Source organism: Kocuria sp. NPDC057446 (assembly GCF_042802875.1).
Classification (GTDB): Bacteria; Actinomycetota; Actinomycetes; order Actinomycetales; family Micrococcaceae; genus Kocuria.
In genome coordinates this window covers 1-1,951 of sequence record NZ_JBHVDI010000275.1, presented here as the reverse complement: position 1 = coordinate 1,951, position 1,951 = coordinate 1, and the positions used below count along the sequence as shown (strand labels likewise).

Here is a 1,951-nt window from a genome sequence, read left to right as displayed (position 1 = left end):
GTCGTCGGCCGTGGGCAGGACGAGCACGTCCACGGGAACTCCTTCCGGTGAGGGGCGGGACGGCCGGCTCAGCCCTTGACGGCCGAGCTCGCCACCCCTTCGATGAACCAGCGCTGGAAGAGGAGGAACACGATGACCACGGGCACGACCAGGAGCACGCCGAAGGCCATGACCTCCCCCCACGCCGGAGGGAGCTGGCCCGCGAACACGCTGATCTGCAGCGGCAGGGGCCGCAGGTTCGGCTCGGAGATCATCAGGACCGGCCACAGGAACGCCCCCCACTGCGTCAGGAACGTCAGCACCGCCACCGAAGCATAGGCGGGCTTGCTCATGGGCGCGATGATCTGCCAGAACACCCGCAGCGGACCGGCGCCGTCCATCCGCGCGGCCTCGTCGATGCTGCGGGGGATGCCGGAGAAGAACGAGTAGAAGAGGAAGATCGACAGGGCGTTGCCGATGAAGGGGGCGATCTGGATCCACAGCGTGTTCCGGGCGTCGTTGTACAGGTAGAACATGGGCACGGCCACGGCCTCGAAGGGAACGATGAGCAGCAGCAGGATGCCCAGGAGCACCAGGTTCCTGCCCCGCCAGGTCAGCCGGGACAGGGCGAAGGCCGCCATCGAGTTCACGACCAGGCCGAGCGCCACCACGGAGACCGTGACGGTGACGGACACGAAGAAGAACCGCCACAGGTGGCCGGTGCTGTCCGAGGACAGGCTCGAGGCCACCCCGGTGTAGTTGTGCAGCCCCCACCCGCGCGGGTCGAAGACCTCGAAGCCGGCGAGCGTGCGGGAGGCGGGGGCCAGGGACGCCGCCACCATGTAGGCGACCGGGGCGAAGAACAGCAGGCTCGTGACGACGAGCACCGCGTAGCGGGGCACGTCCGACCTGCGCCGACGGCGGTCGGCGGGGGCGGTGGTGGCGGTCGGCGTCATGTCAGTCCTCCCGTTCGCGGGTGGCGCGGCGCTGGATCAGGGACAGGACCACCACGATCACGAAGAACACCACGGAGATGGCGCTCGCGCGCCCGATGTTGTTCTCGTCGAACGCGGACGTCACGGCCTCGTACATCACGGTGCGGGTCGCGTCCTCGTTGAGTCCGCCGCCGGAGCGGGCCAGCACGTAGATCTGGTCGAACACGCGCAGGGACAGGATCATCGTGTAGAGCGCCACGAAGACGAGGGTGGTGTTGATCCCGGGCAGGGTGACGTGCACGAAGCGCTGCCAGGCGTTGGCCCGGTCCAGGCGGGCCGCCTCGTAGAGGTCCGCGGGCACCTGCTGCAGGGCCGCCAGCAGGATCACCATCTGGAAGCCGACGCCCTGCCAGATCGACAGGACGATCACCGAGGCCAGCGCCGTGAGCTCCGAGCCCAGCCAGTCCTGGGCACCGAAGCTCCCGCCGGAGAAGAACCCGAGCAGGGCGTTGAGGAGCCCCTGGTCCCCACGGGCAAGGATCAGCCGCCAGATGAGGGCCACCAGCGCGATGGGGAAGACGACGGGGAGGAAGAAGACGGACCGGAAGATCCCGATCCCCCGGATGCTCCTCTGCACCAGCATGGCCAGCGCCAGCGCGAGGGCGGTCTGCACGGGGACCACCACGGCCGCGAAGACCAGGTTGTGGAGCAGGGCGCTGAGGAACCGGCTCGACACGTCGGGGTCGGTGAAGATCCGGGCGTACTGGGTCAGGCCCATGAAGGCGGGGTCGCGCGGGTCGCCGAGCCGGACGTTGTAGAAGGAGAAGCCGATGGCCGCGAAGAACGGGACGGCCACGAACAGGACGAGCAGCAGGACGGCGGGGCCCGCCATCAGGAATCCGGCGAGGCCGTCCCGCCGGAGCCCCTTCCGGGGCGGTGCCGCCGCGGGCGCGTCCTCCGGAGCGGACACGGGGGCCGCGAGGCCCGGTGTGGTGGTCATGGTGCACTCCTCGTGGGTGCGGGGCGGGGCCGCCGGG

General features: G+C 69.9%; 2 protein-coding genes. Both read right to left on the bottom strand.

Annotated elements, in window-relative coordinates:
* Positions 1-68 precede the first annotated feature (68 nt).
* Complete coding sequence (locus ACFU0Y_RS18030) at positions 69-935, bottom strand: carbohydrate ABC transporter permease (RefSeq protein ID WP_380216323.1); 867 nt, start codon at positions 933-935, stop codon at positions 69-71.
* A gap of 1 nt (position 936) precedes the next feature.
* A partial coding sequence (locus tag ACFU0Y_RS18025; protein WP_380216321.1) for a carbohydrate ABC transporter permease occupies positions 937-1,951 on the bottom strand: 1,015 nt, incomplete at its 5' end.